Below are 18886 nucleotides of genomic sequence, written 5' to 3' on the forward strand. Positions count from 1 at the left end.
TGTATGGATTGAAACAGGAGGAAAAGTATGAGTGTTTTTTCAGCAATGGATATAAGTGCCACGGGTATGACGGCACAGCGGACAAGACTTGATCTTATTTCAGAAAATATTGCAAATGTAAATACTACAAGAACAGCAGACGGAGATGTCTACAAAAGAAAAGCAGTTGTTTTTGAAGAAAAAAATTATGTATCTTTTGATGATGCTCTTATAAATGCGACAGGCACACTTGGAAAAGGTGTAAAGATAACAAAGATATATGAGGATAATGAGACAGAATGTCGAATGGTTTATGATCCTTCAAATCCGGATGCAGATGAAAAAGGATATGTTGCATATCCAAATGTAAATACAGTTACTGAAATGACTAACATGATAGATGCGAGCAGATCTTACGAGGCTAATGTTACGGCGTTTAATGCTTCAAAAAATATGCAGCTCAAGGCATTAGATATAGGCAAATCATCATGATAGAATCAGTAATGTTAATATGTGAGATAAAAGCACATGTTGATGTGCGATTGGATTGGAGGATTTTATAAATGAGTTTAACGGCATTATCAGGTGTTAATTATGATAATTTTACGACACCGGCGATATCATCTTCTCTTTCAGATGGAAGTGATTCGCTTATTATAAATTCAGATGATAACAAGAGTGCGTTTTCTACATTGTTTGATTCGGCTGTAAAAATGGTAAATGAGACAAATGACTATAGTAATGCAGCAGAAGAAGAAGAAATAAAATATGCATTAGGAGAGTCCGATAGTATTCATGATCTGCAGATAGCCCAGCAAAAAGCAAATGTTTCATTACAATATACGGTTGCCGTAAGAAACGCTTTTGTTCAGGGATACAAAGAATTGATGAATTTACAATTCTAAAATAAGCCGAAAGGAATTAGGAGAACTGGATTATGCGCGAAAAAGTAAAAGAAATTCCGGAAAAATTTAAAGTGTTCTGGGATAAATATACAAGCAAACAAAAGACTATAGTTATTGCTATAATATGTGTGGTTCTCATAGCCATAGGAGTTGTGGCATGGCTTGCTTCGAGACCTACATGGTCAAAGTTTCAGGTGTTTGACAGTGTAGATGATGCAAATACCATGACCAAGGCACTTGATGACCAGAGTATTACATGGAAGGCATCGAGTGACGGAAAAACTATATATGTACATCAGGATGATATGACAAATGCTCTTTATGCAATGAGTGATAACGGCCTCACTGACAAAGGATATACATGGGATGCTGCGTTTGATAATTCCATGTCAACAACGGAAAGTGAAAAGGATCAAAAGAGAGTTCTTGCATTACAGTCTGAGATAAGACAGAGTCTTATTCAGTATAAATTCATTGATGATGCAAATGTATTTATAAATGTCCCGGAGACTACATATACTGTTCTATCAAGTGATGATGCAGAAACAGCAAAGACATCTATTACGGCAAGCATTGAATTAAATGATAAAAATAAGGATCTGCTTGATGATAAGACAGCAGAGACACTTGCGTACTGGCTTGCCAATACAGTAGGTACAGATGTGAAGAATGTTATCATCAATGATACCGATGGAAAGTGCATTTATAATGGAAATACCAGTGATGGATTAGGTGGAGTGCTCACAGGTGGAAGCACAGAATATTGCAACAAACTCCGCAATACAATAGCAGACAATGTTACAACACTTCTTATAAGGTGCGGTTATGATGATGCACAGGTAGGAACAGACGGCATACAGTTCGATATGAACAAGATAGAAACTCTCACAAAAGAGTATTCTGTTGATGATGGAAGAGAGTACGGTTATCCGACAAATCTTTATACATATAGTTCAAAAGGTGCGTCAGGAAACGGCGGTACACCGGGAACAGACTCAAATGACAGTGACACTGATTATGTAAATAACAGCAGCTCAGGTACATCGAACACTGTAGATATGCAGAAACTCACAGCTCTTCTTACGAACGAGAAAGTTCAGAACATTAAGCAGGAAACACCTGCCATCAAGCTTGCAGATTCTTCACTTGGTATTGTCGTAAGAAAATATACTGTTTATAAAGAGGATGATCTTAAGGCAGATGGTACTCTTGATAAGACGACATGGGATCAGTTTATATCTCAGAATAATAAGATAAGCACTACAACAGTATCGACTGATGAGATAAATCTTATTTCAGCAGCAACAGGTGTCAGTGCAAATAAGATTACAGTACTTGCATACAATGTTCCACAATTTGTAAGCAGTACAAAGTCATCAAACGGTATTTCAAATTATCTGATGATAATACTTACAGTTCTTATAATTGCGTTGCTCATATTCGTAATCCTCCGTGGTGCGTCACCACTTGCGGCAGAGGACGAAGAACCGGAACTTTCAGTAGAACAGCTCCTTGCAACGACAAAAGAGAACCAGTCTTTGGATGACATTGAATTTAGTGATAAATCTGAGACTAGAAAGATGATAGAAAAATTTGTTGATGAAAATCCTGAGGCAGTTGCACAGTTGCTTCGTAACTGGTTAAATGATGAGTGGGAATAATAAAGATACAGAGATAATTGAAAGGTGAGGATTGGTATGGCTAAATCAGAAGAAATTACAGGCGTGCAAAAAGCTGCCATACTGCTTATTGCACTTGGACCTGATAAGTCTTCAAATGTATTTAAACATTTGAAGGAGGACGAAATAGAACAGCTTACCCTTGAGATAGCAAATACGAGAAGTGTATCTCCTGCTATGAAAGATGCGGTACTGGATGAATTCTATGAAGTATGTCTTGCACAGCAGTACATTGCAGAAGGTGGTATTGGTTATGCAAAAGACCTTCTCGAAAAGGCACTTGGTTCAGAAAGGGCAAAAGATGTTATTGGAAAACTTACGGCATCATTGCAAGTCAGACCGTTCGAGTTTGTCAGAAAGACGGATGCAAGCCAGTTGTTGAACTTTATTCAGGACGAGCACCCGCAGACGATAGCACTTATTTTGTCGTATCTGTCATCAAATCAGGCATCAGCAATTATTTCGGCATTGTCGCCTGAAAAACAGACAGATGTTGCAAAGCGTATTGCACAGATGGACAGAACATCGCCGGATGTTATCAAGGAGGTTGAAAAGGTGCTCGAACAGAAGCTTGCTTCCCTTGTCAATCAGGATTACACGATTGTTGGTGGTGTCGATTCTATCGTAGATATATTAAATACAGTAGACCGAGGAACAGAAAAGCATATTATGGAAAGTCTCGAAATCGAAGATCCGGAACTTGCAGACGAAATCAGAAAGAAGATGTTCGTATTCGAAGATATTCTTTCGCTCGACGACAGATCTATCCAGCGTGTGCTTCGTGAAGTTGACAATAACGAACTTGCCGTTGCACTTAAAGGCTCAAACGAAGAGGTTCAGAATCTTATCTTCAGCAATCTTTCAAAACGTCTTGCTACAATGATAAGAGAAGATATGGACTTTATGGGACCTGTTCGTATGAAGGATGTTGAGGAAGCACAGCAGAAGATTGTTAATATTATCAGAAAACTCGAAGACTCTGCTGAGATTATTATCTCCAGAGGTGGAGGTGACGAGATAGTTGTCTAATCTTATTAAAAATGTTTATTTTACCGTAGATGAGGAAGATAAGAGAGTAATTAATTCTGATGATTATGGAAAAGAGGTTCATCCTGAGATATACCATGGCAAAGCAGTAGAAAGTGAAATAAAACCATTCAGCTTCAGACAGCTTGGAGATGAAACGGCGGCTTCTTTAGAAAATATGGATGAGCAGCCTGAAGATTTTCAGGAGGGCATGAATGTTCTTTCAATGGAAGAGGTTAGGGAAGAAGAAAAGAAAATAATATCAGAAGAACTCAATGACGAAAGAGAAAAAATCCTGCAGGAAGCAAGAAAAGAAGCAGAGAAGATTATTGATAGTGCAAACCTTTCAGCAGATGATATAAAAAATCAGGCATTTGAAGAAGGAAAACAGAGTGGTCTTGAGGAAGGCAGAAATCAAGGTCTGATGGAGATTGAAGAACAGAAAGAAAAGTTAGAAGAAGATTATAATTTAAAAATTGCAGAAGTCGATAACATGGCAAAGAGCCTTGAACCTAAGTATGCTGATATTGTTGCGGGACTTGTTGAAAAAATAACAGGTGTTGTATGCCGTGATAAAAAAGATATTATAGTCTATCTGATAGATAATGCTCTGCATGGCAACTTACAGGGAGCAGAAAAAACGAAGAACATTACATTGCATATTTCGAAAGCTGATATGGGAATCGTTACTGCAAAGAAAGATGATCTTGTAAAAGGCTTAAATAAAGATATAGAAGTTGATATTATTGAGGATACAAGTCTTGAACATAACCAGTGTGTTATAGACTTTGATACAAAGGTTATAGATTGCAGTCTTGATACACAGCTCAAAAGTCTTAGGGACAGTTTGAAAATGTTGGCAATGTAAGGTAAGGAAAGAGAGGGGCGCATAGGTATGATAGACATTGATTTATCAAAATATGATATGCTTCTAAATCAGTCATTTGAGAAAAAACTTGGCAAAGTTGCTAAGGTGGTAGGTCTTACGATAGAATCAATCGGACCGTCTGCAAAGCTTAATGATTTATGTCACATAATCACAAAAGAGACGAATCAGGTTATTAATGCGGAGGTTGTGGGTTTCAAAGATGACAGAGTGTTACTCATGCCTTATGATCAGACTGAGGGAGTAGGACTTGGAAGCAGAGTGGAAAATACAGGTGCTCCTCTGAAAGTAGCCGTTGGTGATGAACTTCTTGGAAAGACGCTCGATGGTCTGGGCTATCCTATAGACAATACTTCTCTGACAACAGAAGGGGCATATTCAGTTGAAGCTGAACCGCCGGATCCACTTACAAGAAAGATAATCGATGAGGTGCTTCCGCTTGGTGTAAAGGCAGTAGATGGTCTTATTACAGTCGGAAAAGGTCAGAGAATAGGAATATTTGCAGGAAGTGGTGTTGGAAAGAGTACACTGATGGGTATGTTCGCAAGAAATACTAAAGCTGATATAAATGTGATTGCACTTATTGGAGAGCGAGGACGAGAGGTCAGGGAGTTTATCGAGAGAGATTTAGGAGCTGAAGGAATGAAACGTTCGGTTGTCGTAGTGGCAACATCAGATAAACCGGCACTCATAAGAAAAAAAGCAGCAAAGACGGCGACAGCCATTGCAGAATATTTCAGAGATCAGGGAAAAGATGTGCTTCTTATGATGGATTCACTGACACGTTTTTCTATGGCACAGCGTGAGATAGGTCTGGCATCGGGTGAGCCGCCTGTTTCAAGAGGATACCCGCCAAGTGTATATGCAGAAATGCCAAAACTGCTTGAAAGGGCAGGATGTTCCGAAAAAGGCTCAATAACAGGTCTTTATACGGTACTTGTTGATGGGGATGATTTCAACGAGCCTATCACGGATACGGCAAGAAGTATTTTGGATGGACATATCGTACTAGACCGAAAAATTGCTCAGAAAAATCATTATCCGGCTATAGATGTCTTAGCGAGCATATCCCGCGTTATGAGTAGTATTGCCTCGAAAGAGCATAAACAATGGGCTGGAAAATTACGAAATGTCATGGCGACATATGCAGAGGCAGAGGACCTTGTAAATATAGGTGCATATAAGCCGGGTTCAAATAAAGAAATTGATTTTGCATTATCTAAAATTGATGCCGTAAACGGATTTTTGATTCAGGATGTATATGAGAAAGTTTCTTTCGAGGATACGATAAAAAGGCTTCAGAATATTTTCGAGGAGAATGTTGAAGAAGCAGAGATTTAGATTATTATAAATGAATTGAAGGTTGGCTGATGGCAAAATTTATATTTAAGATGGAGAGTATTCTTTCTGTAAAAGAAAAACTTGAAGAACAGGCAAAAGCCGAATACAGTATTGAGATGATGAAACTCAGGCAGGAAGAAGAAAAGTTAGATAAATTAAAATTAAGACGGGATATGTACCAGTCAAAACTTTATGATGCGGTAACGGACAAGCTGAATATATTAGAAATAAAGATACTTGAAGATAGCGTCGAAAATATAAAATATAACATAAAACTGCAGATGGTGGTTGTCGCAAATCAGCAGAGAGCTGTTGAGAAGGCTGGAGAAAAACTTGACAATGCCATGAAAGAAAGAAAAACTTATGAAAAATTAAAAGAAAATGCATTTGAAGAATTTAAGGCAGAGATAAATGCAGAAGAACAAAAAGAGATAAATGAACTTGTAAGTTTTAAGTTTAGAAGTGGCAGTGATGAAAGTGAGGAATAAGCGGATGGCAAAGAAAGATAAGGACAAAATAGTAGGTGAAGAAAATGAGAGCGGTGGAAGCAAGCTGGTAACTGCTTTGATAGCGATCGTTATCATTCTTATCTGGCTGGCAGTTTTTGCATTTTTAATAAAAATGGATGTAGGAGGTATTGGAAGTAAAGTATTGTATCCGGTGCTTAAAGATGTTCCGGTAGTAAACAAGATACTTCCTAATGTTTCAGAAGATGTGCAGGCTGAAGAGGGTGATTATGAATACACAACACTTAAAGCTGCAAATGAGAGGATTAAAGAATTAGAGAGTAAACTTAAGTCTGAAAATGGAACACAGGATGCAAATTCTGATTATATTTCAGAACTTGAGGCTAAGTTAATGAAACTCCAGAAGTATAAAGATGAGTATGATGATTTTCAGAAGCGTGTAAAAGAGTTTGATGAAAAGGTTGTGTTTACAAAGAATGCTCCGGATATCTCAGAGTATCAAAAGTATTATGAGGAAATTCAACCGGAAAATGCCGAAAAGATATACAAACAGGTGCTCCTCAAACTTCAATACACAAAGAAAGCAGAAGAACTTGGAAAATTCTATGCTAATATGGATGCTGATAAGGCGGCTGCAAGACTTTCAGAGATGTCGGAAGACCTTTCACTTATCAGGGATATTCTTGAAAATATGACAGAAAAACAAGCGGCTGCGATATTGCAGGAGATGGATGTTGATTTCGCCGCACAGGTTACAAAGAAAATATCATCAGTGAAAAAATAGTTATCTTTCACATTGTAAGTGTGGCTTGGAAAAGTAACCAGATGTTTACGGCATTAGCCGTTTACATATATATCTATATCAATATAAGGAGGTGAAATGATGGCAGAGATCAAATCATTGATGATGGATTCATTATCAAAGGTTCAGTCAAACAATCAGGTACAGATGAAAAAAGACAAAAATGCAAATGATTTTGCAAATTGCCTGAGTGCATCTAAAAATGGTAACACTGCTAATACTAAGAACAGTGTGTCTGACAATCAGAAAAGCAGTAATCTTAAGGTTGCAAAATCAAATACTGTAAACGCAAAAAACACAGATGATAACATTTCAGAACTTAATGCAAATACATCAGCGAAAGCAGATTTAAAATCAGTAGAAAATGTTGCAAATGAGATAACAAATGAGGTCAGGGATATACTTGGTGTCGATGACGAGACGCTGGCAAATGCCATGACAGCACTTGGATTTAGTGCACTTGACTTGCTCGATACTAGTAATCTTGCAAAACTTGTTCTTACAATCAATGGAAGCAGTGAATTTACGGATTTGCTCACTGATGAGAATATGATGAACCAGTTAAATTCTCTTATTGATGTTGTTGAAAATATCAATTGGGAAGAGTTGACGGGAATGTCTAAAGAAGATTTTGCCACAGTTCTTGCAAATTCAACGCAGCAGGGTGACATTGAACATGAAAATTTGATGACAACTGTTTCTGATGGAGAAACATTTAGTGTGATTCAGGAAGATGCTTCGGACAGGCAGGTGAATGTTCAAACAGATGTTTCTGATAATATAACAGATGTTTCTGATAATATAACAGATGTTTCTGATAATATAACAGATGTTTCTGATAATATAACAGATGCAAAACAGGATGTTACTGTAGTAGTAGAAAAAAATCAGAGCGAAGCAGAGCAGGGTTCGGCACAGACAGATTCAGATGCCGGTAAAAATATGTCAGAAGAAATAGCTGAAAGCACATTGTCTGACGATGATGCGGTAAGTAGCAGGCAGACAAATGTTCAGAATAATTTTATTCAGAACATGGAGCAGGCGGCTGCAAATGTTGAACAGACACAGAGTGCAAGACCGGATACTGTAAGGATGCAGCAGATGGTTGACATTGTAAATCAGGTTGTCGAAAAGATAAAAGTTTCACTTGGAACTGAATCGACATCTATGGAGATGCAGCTTAATCCTGAACATTTAGGAAAAGTACTTCTCAATGTATCGTCTAAAAACGGTATGATGACAGCAGTATTCTCAGTGCAGTCGGAAGAAGCAAAAGCGGCACTTGAGAGCCAGATGTTCACATTGCGTGAAAATCTTGAGTTAAGAGAACTTAAAGTCGATGCGGTTGAAGTAAATGTGTCAGATTTTGATTTTTCACGAAGTGACCAGGCTATGGACGGCGGACAGAGCAAAGCTGATGATGGAAATGGCAAACAGATGAAGTTTGACTTTGGGGATGATTCGTCAGATGAGTCAGCAATTTCAAACGAGGAAAAAGAAGCCGTGAGAAAACAGGTTATGCGTGACAATGGTTCGCAGATAGACTTTACGGCATAGATGAAATGAAAGGAGGAATATTATGGGATTAACAGCACCGGTAGTAAACGGTCAGGTTCAGATTTCAGAGGATTCACAACAGACAAAAGAGAGAAAGACAAATGATTCGCTTGGAAAAGAAGACTTCCTTTTACTTCTTGTAACACAGATGCAATATCAGGATCCGCTTGAACCTACAGATAACACTGAGTATGTAGCACAGCTTGCACAGTTCTCAGAACTTGAGCAGATGGAAAACTTAAACAGTACGACTGTAAATACATCGGCATATTCACTTGTAGGTAAGACAGTCAAGATAGAACAGACATCAGGCACAGGTCAGGTGACAGAGATGCAGGGTACTGTAGACAAGGTAACTATTCAGAACAATAAAGCATATGTTCAGGTAAATGGTGATCTTTATTCGTATGATGACATTTCAGAGGTGATAGATTCATCATATCTTATATCGCAGTACATACCAAAGGTAAGTGAGCAGACGGTTACATATCTTCACGGAGCACCACAGGATGTAGTGATAAAGGGTGTAAGTCTTGGCTCAAACGGTTATCAGGCAGCTTCAATAGGCATAGGTCTTATTGATTCTAAGGGTAATACTACAAAGGTTGATGCAAGTAAGCTTTCATATAAGGATGGAGTTCTTACTATAGACAAGTCAGCATTTGCAAGTCTCGATGCGGGTACATATACGATTGGCTTTGTATTTGATGATGCAAACAGCACAGTTGACGCTTCAAGCGTAACTCTTGTTGTAAAGGGAATAAAAGAAACAACGGGGGATAATTCATCTTCTGACAAAACAGATACAGACAAGTCTGACAATGATTCTGATGGAAGTACGGATACAGACAACAGTACAGCAAAAACTGAGTAGGCAGGATTGAAAAAGGGAAAATAAGAGAGAGGTGGAGATTATGCAACGACTTAATGATGGTTATTCATCTATCAGTAAAATGGCAAGTCAGCTCATAAATCAGAAAAGTGTAAACAGAAATACATCCACTGACTCAAAGGATTCATTTGAGGAAATACTCAACTCTACTCAGAAAAATTCTGCTGAGAGCTTAAAATTTTCAAAGCATGCCAATGAGAGACTGGCAGACAGAAATATTAACTTATCTGCGGAGCAGATGGAGCGTCTTGAAAATGGCACAACGAAGGCTAGGGAAAAAGGAATTCAGGAGTCTTTGGTAATGGTAGATGACTTGGCATTTATCGTCAATGTTAAAAACAATACGGTTATTACAGCGATGAATGACAAAACAGATTCAATATTTACGAATATTGACGGAGCAGTGATAAGCTAAAATACTTATACGCCGGACCTCATAAGGAAGCGTAGGGATTTTGACTGATTGATAAATCCCAAAGTATCAAAGCTTTTGAAAATACAAAATTTTTGTATTTTATATGAAGGAGGAAAAATATTATGATGAGATCACTCTATTCTGGTGTTGCAGGTCTTAAAACACACCAGACAAAGATGGATGTTATTGGTAACAATATTGCCAATGTAAACACGGTAGGATTTAAGTCAAGCAGTGTAAACTTTGCTGATCAGTTTTATCAGACAATGTCAAATGCAACAGGTGCAGATGCAGCAACAGGAGCAGCCGGTACAAATGCAAAGCAGATAGGTCTTGGATCAACAGTTGCATCAATAACGACAAATATAACAGAGCCGGGTGGAACACAGACGACAAACAGAGCACTTGATGTGGCAATAAACGGAGATTCATTCCTTATCGTTAAATCAGCAGGTTCTACATACTTTACAAAGTCAGGTGCGTTAAATGTAGATGCAAACGGTACATTATACTGTACGACAAACGGAGCTACTGTTCAGGGATGGATGGCACAGACAGACGCACAGGGAAATCAGAGTATTGTAAAAAATACGGTTCAGGATCTTCAGGTAATGTCTGCAGCCAATAGGTACTATGCTCCTACAGAAACATCAGCAGTTACAATAACAGGTAATATTGATAAAGCGGATACAGACCTTGTGGTAAATGACCCGAAAATCATAGATACAAAGAACGGTAAGAAACTTACATTCAGTTTTTACGATGAACTTGGTCAGGAATATACGGTTAAGATGAACTTATACAGAAACGGTTCAGGAACTACAGGAACAGGAACTGATGCACAGGCAACATCCGTATATTCAGTAACACTTGCCGATGTAACTGATGCGGACGGAAATTCTATTTTTGTGAAGAAAACGGTTGCAAATGGAGCAACTTCATATTCGTCAACAAAAGTAAAGATAAATCTTGGTGGTGTTGAATACACGATAGCAAATGAGACAACTGATATAAATCAGAAAACAGGAGAGTTTACCATAACAGGAACAGGAACAGTGCCTACACTCTCTTTTATAGCTGAGACAGGTGATTTTTCAACTGTTAGTGATGCAAATATTCCAAATACCTCAACTGACTGGGGGAAGAGTCTTGTATTTCAGGTTACTGATGCAGGTACTCTTGACAATACATTTACACAGTATGTTCCTGCAACTGATTCGGGCGGAGTAAAAGTTGATTTTTCAAGTCTTACACAGTATTCAAGCTCAGGTGTATCAAGCACATCATACAGTAAAGGAAGTACAAAGGGACTAGGTACGGGCAACACGGCAGGTGAGATGTCAGGTATTTCAATCGATGATAAGGGTATGATTTATGGTACTTACAACAATGGTTCAAAGAAACTTCTTGCACAGATAGCCGTGGCAACATTCTCAAATCCGTCAGGTCTTGAGGCGGAGGGTGATTCATTATTCTCAGCAACACTTAACTCAGGAACATTTGATGGTGTAGGTGAGGATGTAAGTCTTTCAGGAAGTTTTGCGGTAGGTGCACTTGAAATGTCAAATGTTGACCTCGCAGCAGAATTTACAAGTATGATCACAACACAGAGAGGTTTCCAGGCTAACTCAAGAATTATCACAACATCAGATACGATGCTTGAAGAACTTGTAAACCTTAAACGATAATTATGATTAAATAAATATTTTGCAAGAAGTATAACGGGATTTTATTCAGTTAAATGCGTCTGCAGAGTGTATCTTAAATAAAACAGTGATGGTAAGGATATTGATAGAGTTATTTCTTTTTAACTTTGCCGTCACTGTTATATGAAAAAAGAAAGAAGAAAAGGGGAGTTGGTATATGATTGATGTCACAAAAATGAATGGTTCTAAAGTGACCATAAATTCAGATCTGATAGAAACGGTTGAGGAAAATCCTGATACTGTTCTAACCCTGACTACAGGAAAGAAAATTATTATAAAAGAAAGTAGACAGGAAGTCAAAAATTTAGTAATATTATATAAGCGTGAATGCAATTCTATTGATTTTAAATAGAAATTATATAAATAAAAAATAAAATTAAGGTGGTGGCTGTTTTGGATATTACAACAATTGTAGGTATGATAGTTTGTATCGTCGTTGTATTTTTCGGTATCATAACAGGTGTAGATGGATTTGCGGGTATTCCTCATTTTGGTGATCCTCCGTCAGTCTTTATTACACTTGGTGGTTCTATATGCTGTATGATGATTCAGGCAAAAGGATTTCCGGAGTTTATAAACTCATTTAAATCGATTTCGATTGCATTAAAGAAAAAAGAATTAAATCAGGCAGATGCAATAAAGAATATTATTGATTTATCAAATGTAGCACGTAAGGAAGGTCTTCTTGCACTTGAAGAAGCTGCAAATTCTATAGAGGATGATTTCCTTAAAAAGGGAATAATGCTTATTGTTGATGGTACGGATCCTGAACTTGTAAGAAATATAATGCAGACAGAACTTGATGCGGTAGATACAAGGCATAATGAAAAAATAGGTTTCTGGGCTAACTGGGGTGGAATGGGTCCTGCATGGGGAATGATAGGTACACTTATCGGACTCGTAAATATGCTTTACAACATGGACGATATGAGTTCTATCGGACCTAATATGGCGGTTGCACTTCTGACTACACTATACGGTTCTCTATTGTCCAATTGGATTTGTATTCCGGTGTCATTCAAATTAAAGATGAAGAATGATGATGAGATTACGATGAAACAGATTATGGTGGAGGGGCTTTTATCAATACAGGCAGGTGAGAACCCTAGAGTTATTGAAGAAAAACTTAAATCATTCCTTTCGCCGGGTGAGCGTGAAAATCAGGGAGATGATGCACAGGCTGGTGAAGCGGCGGCTGAAGGTGGTGAAGCTTAATGGCAAAAAAAGAAAAGGAAGAAATAAGAACCGACGGTTGGAAAGATACATTTTCGGATCTTATGAACTTGTTGCTTTGTTTCTTTGTCCTTTTGTACTCAATGTCGAATGTTGATCAGGTCAAGTATGCCGAACTCGTAGCTTCGCTTTCAAACAGTTTCAGTATATTTACCGGTGGGGAAAAAGCAGTTGGTGACGGACAACTTGTTTCAAGCGGTGCAAGTCAGCTAAACAATCTGGATGAATATTATTCTGATATGGGAAAAGCAAAAGAATCTCAAAAAGAAGATGATCCCATGTCAGAACTTGAAAAACAGCAAAAAGAGGAACAAAAGAAATCTACGGAAAAATTATACAGTGATATTGTAAAAAAAGCAGAAAATAATCGCCTTCAGGATGCCATAGAGGTTTCTATGGATAATAGTTATCAGTATGTTATGATTTCTCTTAGTGGTGGTATTTTGTTTGATTCAGGCAGTGCTGATATCAAAAAAGGAGCTTCCATGATAATAGGAAGAGTAGGAGATATTCTTAAGAATTATTCAAATAAGAGGATAAAGATAGAAGGCCATACGGATAATGTTCCTATAGGAAGTACATCGAAATATTCGAGCAACTGGGAACTTTCAACAGCAAGAGCAACAAGTGTTTTACAGTATCTTGCACAAAAGAAAGGTTTAAATGCAAAATATCTTGAAGCATCAGGAAGGGCAGATGTAAATCCGGTGGCTGATAACAAGACCGAAAAGGGAAGGTCAAAGAATCGACGTGTAGAAATAAAAATCTACAGCAATAATGATTAGGAAAGGTGCAAAAGTAATATGAAAAAAAATATTTTTAGTGTAATTATTACAGTATTGACAGTGGTGAATGTAGTACTGACAGCAATCATGTTTTTTATAATGGTTCCAACATTCAATAAAACAAATAATCTTATAACACAGGTGGCATCAGTGCTCAATCTTGAACTTGATGGTGATTCGGACGCAAAAGGTGATGCTGATTACAAGATAAGTGACCTTGAGGACACAACAGTTTCATTTGATTCACAGCAGACTATAAATCTTAAAACAGGTTCAGATAATTCTCAGCATTATGCTATGTTATCAGGATATACGATTTCAGTAAACAAAAAGGCTGATGATTATAAAGATTTTGCTACAGATAAAGTTACGGAAAAATCATCTGTATATACGGATATTGTCCGTTCAGTAATACAGTCACATTCAAAGGATGATATATCAGAGGAACTTGTAAAGAAAGAAGCTTTGCAGCAGATTCAGAAGAAGTTTAATACTAAGGCGATCGTAGGCATTACATTAACAAACTTTATGTATCAGTAGTTTTGACAAAAAAATTACTTTGCTTTTTGTTAAAAATGTGTTATTATTACTATGGTTTAGAAAACTGAAATCTTGGATATCTTTTTGTGTTAGCATATACAGGGTTTTAGGTGTGAGGTGAAAATAATGGGAGATACCTTATCTCAGGAAGAGATAGATAATCTGCTCAAGGCGTTTAATGATGGTGATTTAAATGCGGATGATTTTAGTGACACCAAGGAAAAACAGGTTAAAAATTATGACTTTGCCAGACCATCAAAGTTTTCAAAAGATCATCTTCGTACACTCGAAATTATCTTTGAAAATTATGGCAGGCTTTTATCGACAAATCTACCGGCATATCTTAGAAAAAATGTTCAGGTTGAAGTTGTCAATGCGGAAGCAAATACATATTCTGAGTTTGCAAATGCACTTTCTAATCCTGTTATTTTAGGAGTTGTTAATTTTGCTCCATTAGAAGGAAACATTATCATTGAGCTTTCAGCAAATCTCGGATTTACGATAGTAGATCGAATGTTAGGTGGTGGCGGGGCACCATTAGAAAGAAACAGGGATTTTACAGAGATTGAGCTTATTATTTTAGAAAGAGTTTTGGAAGTATGCACAAATCTGCTTGTTGATCCATGGGAGAGCGTTGTGTCTATAGAACCCCGGTTAGAGAGAATAGAGACAAATTCACAGTTTGCACAGTTTATATCTCCGGGTGAGATGACTGCAATCATTACAATGAGTGTCAAGATTGGTTCAGTAGAGGGACTGATGAATATATGTATTCCGTATTCATGTGTTGAACCGGTTATAGACAAGCTGAATACGAAGTACTGGTATTCAAGCATGAAAGAGAGTGATTCGGGTGCTTATCAGGAAGTTATAGAAGATATAATCGACTATGCAAAGATTCCGGTAAAAGCAATGCTGGGAAGGAGTACGATTTCCGTAAATGATTATATCAATATCCAGATTGGTGATATTATTAAGCTGGATACTAAAGTTAATGATGAACTTGAGGTTTATGTGGGAAACATAAAGAAGTTTACTGCACTTCCGGGTGCGACTAGTGATTCTTATGCTGTTCGAGTTACATCAGTGATAAGGGAGGAGCAATAGACATATGGATGGAATGTTAACTCAGGAAGAGATTGATGCGTTGACGGGTGGCAACAATTCAGATAGCAGTACACAGCAGGCATCAGATATTAGTGAAAGTCTTACAGATGCAGAAAGAGATGCGGTAGGTGAGATTGCCAATATCAATATGGGCACTGCTGCGACAACATTATCTACTCTTTTGAATAATAAGGTAACGATTACAACTCCAAGAGTTTCATATGTTACCTTGAATGAACTGTCAGCACAGTATGACAGACCATGTGTATTTATACATATATCTTATATAAGCGGTATAGATGGAAATAATATCCTTATTCTTAAGGAACATGATGTTAAAGTTATTACAGATTTGATGATGGGCGGAGATGGAACAAATACTGAGGGCGAGTTGTCTGAACTTCATCTTAGTGCTATCAGTGAAGCTATGAATCAGATGATGGGTTCTGCTGCGACCTCTTTATCTTCAATGCTTGAAAAGAAAGTGGATATCAGTCCACCAGTTGCAAGTCTTGTAGACTTAAATGACACTATTGAAGATACTGAATTGTCAAATTTCTTAGACGGAGACATTGTTCAGGTAGCATTTGATATGAAAATCGGAGATTTGGTTGACAGCCAGATTATGCAGTTATATCCGTTTGATTTTGCTAGAGAATTGTATAAGAAATTTATGGGTTCGGAAGTTGAGCAGACAGCAGCACCGGCATCACAGCCGGAACAGACTCAGCCTGTATCACCGGCACCGGAACCGGTTCCAACACCGGCACCGCAACCAGTGCAGCCTCAGCCTGTACCACAGCCAATGCCACAACAGATGCAGCAGCCACAGTATGCAATGCCTATGCCAAATGTGAATGTGCAGTCTGCACAGTTCCAGACATTTAATACAGGTGTCAGTCCGCTTATGCAGGAAGAAAATATAGATCTTGTGCTCGATGTGCCATTGGAGGTAACGGTAGAACTTGGTCGCACAAATAAATCAATTAAGGAAATTCTTGATTTTTCTCCGGGAACTATTATAGAGCTTGATAAACTTGCAGGTGAGCCGGTAGATGTATTAGTCAATGGTAAATTTGTTGCCAAAGGCGAAGTAGTTGTTATCGAAGAAAACTTTGGTATCAGACTTGTTGAAATTTCAAAATAAAAATAAATTAAAATGCTGGAGGTGTAGATATGTTTAGTTTAATTACAAAGTATTCTACATTTGCCGGCATTTTTAAATTGATTTTTCTTGTCATTATCTTTATAGTTATTCTCGTGTTGTCTTATCTTGTTACAAAGTGGTATGCAAATTCCGGTCTTGTAAAAAACAAAACAAACAATATAGAGATTAAAGAGTCTTTTCAGCTTGCTCCCGGAAAGACGATTTCTATTGTAAGGATAGGCGAGAAATATGTTGCCTTAGCACAGTTTAAGGATAATGTGGTTAAATTGGCAGAGCTTACGGAGGAAGAACTCATTCTGAACCGCGAAGTTGAAATTTCGGACAGTTCTTTTAAAGATGTTTTTTCAAACATTGTTAAAAGCAGAAAAAAAGACACTAAGTCAGACAAGAAATTATGAGGAAAATAAATGATAAACAAAATTAATAAGAAAAAGTTAAAAAAAGTCATAAATTCTCTTATGATAATAGGTATGTTTGTCCTGCTTTTTTCTGTTTCAAGACCTGCATTTGCAGTGGCAAGCGGTGTAGATAAAACGACTCAGGATGAAATAAGCGGACAGCCTGATATAGATGACAATACACTAGACATCAATATATCATCTAATGCGGGAAGCATGAAGTTGGAGTCAACACTTCAGATTTTGATTATGCTGACTATATTATCACTTGCACCGTCAATTCTTATAATGGTAACATCATTTACAAGAATAGTTGTTGTGTTTCACTTTCTGCGGACTGCCTTGGGAACGCAGACTACACCACCGAATCAGGTGATTGTTGGACTTGCATTGTTTATTACGATTGCAATTATGTCACCGGTTTTTACGGAGGTAAATACTAAGGCGATTAAGCCGTACACGGCAGGAAAGATTAAACAGGAACAGGCAATAGAGAAGGGGCTGTCACCTCTTAGGGAATTTATGCTGAAGCAGACAAGGGAGAAAGATTTAAAATTATTTATGGATCTTAATAAAAAATCTGCTGATGATATAAAAGATTATGATGATATACCAATAACTATAGTGATTCCTGCATTTATCATAAGCGAATTGCGTGCGGCTTTTATAATAGGTTTTTTGATATATCTTCCATTTATAGTAATAGATATGGTTGTTGCCTCGACACTTATGTCAATGGGTATGATGATGCTCCCACCGACAACGATTTCGTTGCCGTTTAAATTGTTATTGTTTGTTTTGGCAGACGGATGGAATTTGGTGATTGGGCAGCTTGTTAATTCGTTTAACTGAGGTCAGCACCTAAAGTAAATTGTTTTTTGAAAATTGGAGGGTTATTATGAATGAGGCTACGATTATAGATCTCTCAAGGGAAACCGTATTAACCATAGTAGAGACATCGATGCCACTTTTATTGATATCATTAGTGATAGGTCTGATAATAAGTATATTTCAGACCATTACATCAATTCAGGAACAGACATTGACTTTTATTCCAAAGTTTATCGCAATAATGCTTGTTGTAGTATTATGTGGAAACTGGATTATGAATAAATGTGTTACGCTTTTTGAAGCATTGATGGCAAACATTCCAAATTATATTAAATAGGGGTGAGACTGTTGAAATTTACTGTAGAATATCTTGAAGTTTTTTTGCTTGTGATGGTAAGGATTTCTGCAATGGTTTATATTATGCCTTTTTTTGGCGACAGGAGTATTCCGGTCAAAGTGAAAATAGCGATTTCATTTTTTCTTGCAGTTCTGGTTGGCAATACAGTTGATTATAATGCTGTATCTTATACTGGTGTTATAGGATACAGCATTCTTGTTGTAAAAGAAGCAATCACCGGCCTGCTGATAGGCATGGCAGCAAATTTATCATTATATATATTGGATTTTTCCGGACATATGTTGAGTTTAGAGCTTGGATTGTCTATGGCTACTGAGTTTGATCCGACATCCAATATGCAGTCAACGGTAATATCAAATTTTTTGAAGTATTCGTTTATGCTGATGTTTCTAGTGACAGATATGCATTATTATCTTATTGATGCACTATACGGTTCATTTGAGACGATACCTATAGGTGGAATGGTGCCAAATGGTGGTGTTGTTTCATTTATGGTAAAATATATAACTGATTATTTTGTTATTGGATTTAGAATAATACTGCCGGTATTTTCGTGTATTCTTGTAATAAATGTCGTTTTAGGTATTCTTGCGAGGATAGCACCACAGATGAATATGTTTGTAATAGGTATGCAGTTAAAGATTTTTGTAGGACTTGTAGTTATATATTTTGTGCTAAATCTTCTTCCGGGATTATGTGATTTTATCTTTCAGGAGATGCAGGACATGACGCAGTTGTTCATTAAATCAATAACACCATAGCTGCTAATAGTGTTATTGAGCAGATTACAAACATCTGCCTGACTCATCAA

General features: G+C 37.3%; 22 protein-coding genes. All 22 read left to right on the forward strand.

Features of this window, described 5'->3' with window-relative positions:
- The first annotated feature begins 27 nt into the window (after positions 1-27).
- Entirely contained in the window at positions 28-471 is a 444-nt protein-coding gene (flgC, locus tag DW721_RS10370) for a flagellar basal body rod protein FlgC (protein ID WP_118745705.1), read from the forward strand.
- A gap of 71 nt (positions 472-542) precedes the next feature.
- Positions 543-884 (forward strand): flagellar hook-basal body complex protein FliE, encoded by a 342-nt coding sequence (gene fliE, locus DW721_RS10375; RefSeq protein WP_055942567.1) that lies wholly within the window; start codon positions 543-545, stop codon positions 882-884.
- Between the two features lie 32 nt (positions 885-916).
- Complete coding sequence (locus DW721_RS10380; RefSeq protein ID WP_118745706.1) at positions 917-2545, forward strand: hypothetical protein; 1629 nt, start codon at positions 917-919, stop codon at positions 2543-2545.
- Positions 2546-2581: 36 nt separating this feature from the next.
- Complete coding sequence (gene fliG, locus DW721_RS10385; RefSeq protein ID WP_022014277.1) at positions 2582-3592, forward strand: flagellar motor switch protein FliG; 1011 nt, start codon at positions 2582-2584, stop codon at positions 3590-3592.
- Positions 3585-4457, forward strand: coding sequence for a FliH/SctL family protein (locus DW721_RS10390; protein ID WP_118745707.1), 873 nt, complete (start codon positions 3585-3587; stop codon positions 4455-4457). The genes fliG and DW721_RS10390 overlap by 8 nt, the downstream gene beginning before the upstream one ends.
- A 27-nt stretch (positions 4458-4484) precedes the next feature.
- Positions 4485-5816 (forward strand): flagellar protein export ATPase FliI, encoded by a 1332-nt coding sequence (fliI, locus tag DW721_RS10395; RefSeq protein ID WP_055942558.1) that lies wholly within the window; start codon positions 4485-4487, stop codon positions 5814-5816.
- A gap of 29 nt (positions 5817-5845) precedes the next feature.
- Positions 5846-6304, forward strand: a complete 459-nt coding sequence (gene fliJ, locus DW721_RS10400; RefSeq protein WP_022014280.1) for a flagellar export protein FliJ — start codon at positions 5846-5848, stop codon at positions 6302-6304.
- 4 nt (positions 6305-6308) lie between these two features.
- Positions 6309-7067, forward strand: a complete 759-nt coding sequence (locus tag DW721_RS10405) for a hypothetical protein (RefSeq protein WP_182436294.1) — start codon at positions 6309-6311, stop codon at positions 7065-7067.
- Positions 7068-7166: 99 nt separating this feature from the next.
- The gene (locus tag DW721_RS10410; RefSeq protein ID WP_182436295.1) at positions 7167-8642 is read left to right on the forward strand and encodes a flagellar hook-length control protein FliK; all 1476 of its coding nucleotides are present in this window, start codon (positions 7167-7169) and stop codon (positions 8640-8642) included.
- A gap of 22 nt (positions 8643-8664) precedes the next feature.
- On the forward strand, positions 8665-9516 hold the full coding sequence (locus DW721_RS10415; protein WP_022014283.1) for a flagellar hook capping FlgD N-terminal domain-containing protein: 852 nt from the start codon (positions 8665-8667) through the stop codon (positions 9514-9516).
- Between the two features lie 40 nt (positions 9517-9556).
- Positions 9557-9949, forward strand: a complete 393-nt coding sequence (locus DW721_RS10420) for a TIGR02530 family flagellar biosynthesis protein (RefSeq protein WP_022014284.1) — start codon at positions 9557-9559, stop codon at positions 9947-9949.
- 122 nt (positions 9950-10071) lie between these two features.
- On the forward strand, positions 10072-11637 hold the full coding sequence (locus tag DW721_RS10425) for a flagellar hook-basal body complex protein (protein WP_022014285.1): 1566 nt from the start codon (positions 10072-10074) through the stop codon (positions 11635-11637).
- Between the two features lie 175 nt (positions 11638-11812).
- Positions 11813-12007, forward strand: coding sequence for a flagellar FlbD family protein (locus DW721_RS10430; RefSeq protein ID WP_022014286.1), 195 nt, complete (start codon positions 11813-11815; stop codon positions 12005-12007).
- Positions 12008-12048: 41 nt separating this feature from the next.
- Positions 12049-12870 carry a motility protein A gene (locus DW721_RS10435; protein ID WP_022014287.1) on the forward strand — a complete coding sequence of 274 codons (822 nt, stop codon included), beginning with the start codon at positions 12049-12051 and terminating at the stop codon, positions 12868-12870.
- Positions 12870-13673, forward strand: coding sequence for a flagellar motor protein MotB (locus DW721_RS10440; RefSeq protein ID WP_118745710.1), 804 nt, complete (start codon positions 12870-12872; stop codon positions 13671-13673). Before DW721_RS10435 ends, DW721_RS10440 begins: the two co-directional genes overlap by 1 nt.
- Before the next feature lie 18 nt (positions 13674-13691).
- Complete coding sequence (locus tag DW721_RS10445; RefSeq protein WP_022014289.1) at positions 13692-14213, forward strand: flagellar basal body-associated FliL family protein; 522 nt, start codon at positions 13692-13694, stop codon at positions 14211-14213.
- 126 nt (positions 14214-14339) lie between these two features.
- Positions 14340-15320 carry a flagellar motor switch protein FliM gene (gene fliM / locus DW721_RS10450; RefSeq protein WP_055942537.1) on the forward strand — a complete coding sequence of 327 codons (981 nt, stop codon included), beginning with the start codon at positions 14340-14342 and terminating at the stop codon, positions 15318-15320.
- 4 nt (positions 15321-15324) lie between these two features.
- Positions 15325-16467, forward strand: a complete 1143-nt coding sequence (gene fliY / locus DW721_RS10455; RefSeq protein ID WP_055942534.1) for a flagellar motor switch phosphatase FliY — start codon at positions 15325-15327, stop codon at positions 16465-16467.
- 29 nt (positions 16468-16496) lie between these two features.
- A complete protein-coding gene (locus tag DW721_RS10460; protein ID WP_055942531.1) occupies positions 16497-16886 on the forward strand; it encodes a flagellar biosynthetic protein FliO in 390 nt (129 codons plus the stop codon).
- Positions 16887-16895: 9 nt separating this feature from the next.
- Complete coding sequence (gene fliP, locus DW721_RS10465; RefSeq protein WP_022014293.1) at positions 16896-17738, forward strand: flagellar type III secretion system pore protein FliP; 843 nt, start codon at positions 16896-16898, stop codon at positions 17736-17738.
- Between the two features lie 46 nt (positions 17739-17784).
- Positions 17785-18054: a flagellar biosynthesis protein FliQ gene (gene fliQ, locus DW721_RS10470; protein ID WP_022014294.1), complete on the forward strand. Its 270-nt coding sequence runs from the start codon at positions 17785-17787 to the stop codon at positions 18052-18054.
- 11 nt (positions 18055-18065) lie between these two features.
- Positions 18066-18836, forward strand: a complete 771-nt coding sequence (gene fliR, locus DW721_RS10475; RefSeq protein ID WP_118745711.1) for a flagellar biosynthetic protein FliR — start codon at positions 18066-18068, stop codon at positions 18834-18836.
- Positions 18837-18886 lie beyond the last annotated feature (50 nt).

Origin of the sequence: Clostridium sp. AM27-31LB (genome assembly GCF_003480745.1) — a bacterium.
In the GTDB taxonomy this organism is placed as follows: domain Bacteria; phylum Bacillota; class Clostridia; order Lachnospirales; family Lachnospiraceae; genus Butyribacter; species Butyribacter intestini.

Coding starts and splice junctions, on each gene's coding strand:
- fliQ (WP_022014294.1), top strand. CDS start 17,785: ATGAATGAGGCTACGATTATAGATCTCTCAAGGGAAACCGTATTAACC.
- fliP (WP_022014293.1), top strand. CDS start 16,896: ATGATAAACAAAATTAATAAGAAAAAGTTAAAAAAAGTCATAAATTCT.
- DW721_RS10430 (WP_022014286.1), top strand. CDS start 11,813: ATGATTGATGTCACAAAAATGAATGGTTCTAAAGTGACCATAAATTCA.
- DW721_RS10415 (WP_022014283.1), top strand. CDS start 8,665: ATGGGATTAACAGCACCGGTAGTAAACGGTCAGGTTCAGATTTCAGAG.
- fliM (WP_055942537.1), top strand. CDS start 14,340: ATGGGAGATACCTTATCTCAGGAAGAGATAGATAATCTGCTCAAGGCG.
- DW721_RS10425 (WP_022014285.1), top strand. CDS start 10,072: ATGATGAGATCACTCTATTCTGGTGTTGCAGGTCTTAAAACACACCAG.
- DW721_RS10405 (WP_182436294.1), top strand. CDS start 6,309: ATGGCAAAGAAAGATAAGGACAAAATAGTAGGTGAAGAAAATGAGAGC.
- DW721_RS10445 (WP_022014289.1), top strand. CDS start 13,692: ATGAAAAAAAATATTTTTAGTGTAATTATTACAGTATTGACAGTGGTG.
- flgC (WP_118745705.1), top strand. CDS start 28: ATGAGTGTTTTTTCAGCAATGGATATAAGTGCCACGGGTATGACGGCA.
- fliE (WP_055942567.1), top strand. CDS start 543: ATGAGTTTAACGGCATTATCAGGTGTTAATTATGATAATTTTACGACA.
- DW721_RS10420 (WP_022014284.1), top strand. CDS start 9,557: ATGCAACGACTTAATGATGGTTATTCATCTATCAGTAAAATGGCAAGT.
- fliY (WP_055942534.1), top strand. CDS start 15,325: ATGGATGGAATGTTAACTCAGGAAGAGATTGATGCGTTGACGGGTGGC.
- fliG (WP_022014277.1), top strand. CDS start 2,582: ATGGCTAAATCAGAAGAAATTACAGGCGTGCAAAAAGCTGCCATACTG.
- DW721_RS10440 (WP_118745710.1), top strand. CDS start 12,870: ATGGCAAAAAAAGAAAAGGAAGAAATAAGAACCGACGGTTGGAAAGAT.
- DW721_RS10410 (WP_182436295.1), top strand. CDS start 7,167: ATGGCAGAGATCAAATCATTGATGATGGATTCATTATCAAAGGTTCAG.
- DW721_RS10460 (WP_055942531.1), top strand. CDS start 16,497: ATGTTTAGTTTAATTACAAAGTATTCTACATTTGCCGGCATTTTTAAA.
- fliJ (WP_022014280.1), top strand. CDS start 5,846: ATGGCAAAATTTATATTTAAGATGGAGAGTATTCTTTCTGTAAAAGAA.
- fliI (WP_055942558.1), top strand. CDS start 4,485: ATGATAGACATTGATTTATCAAAATATGATATGCTTCTAAATCAGTCA.
- DW721_RS10380 (WP_118745706.1), top strand. CDS start 917: ATGCGCGAAAAAGTAAAAGAAATTCCGGAAAAATTTAAAGTGTTCTGG.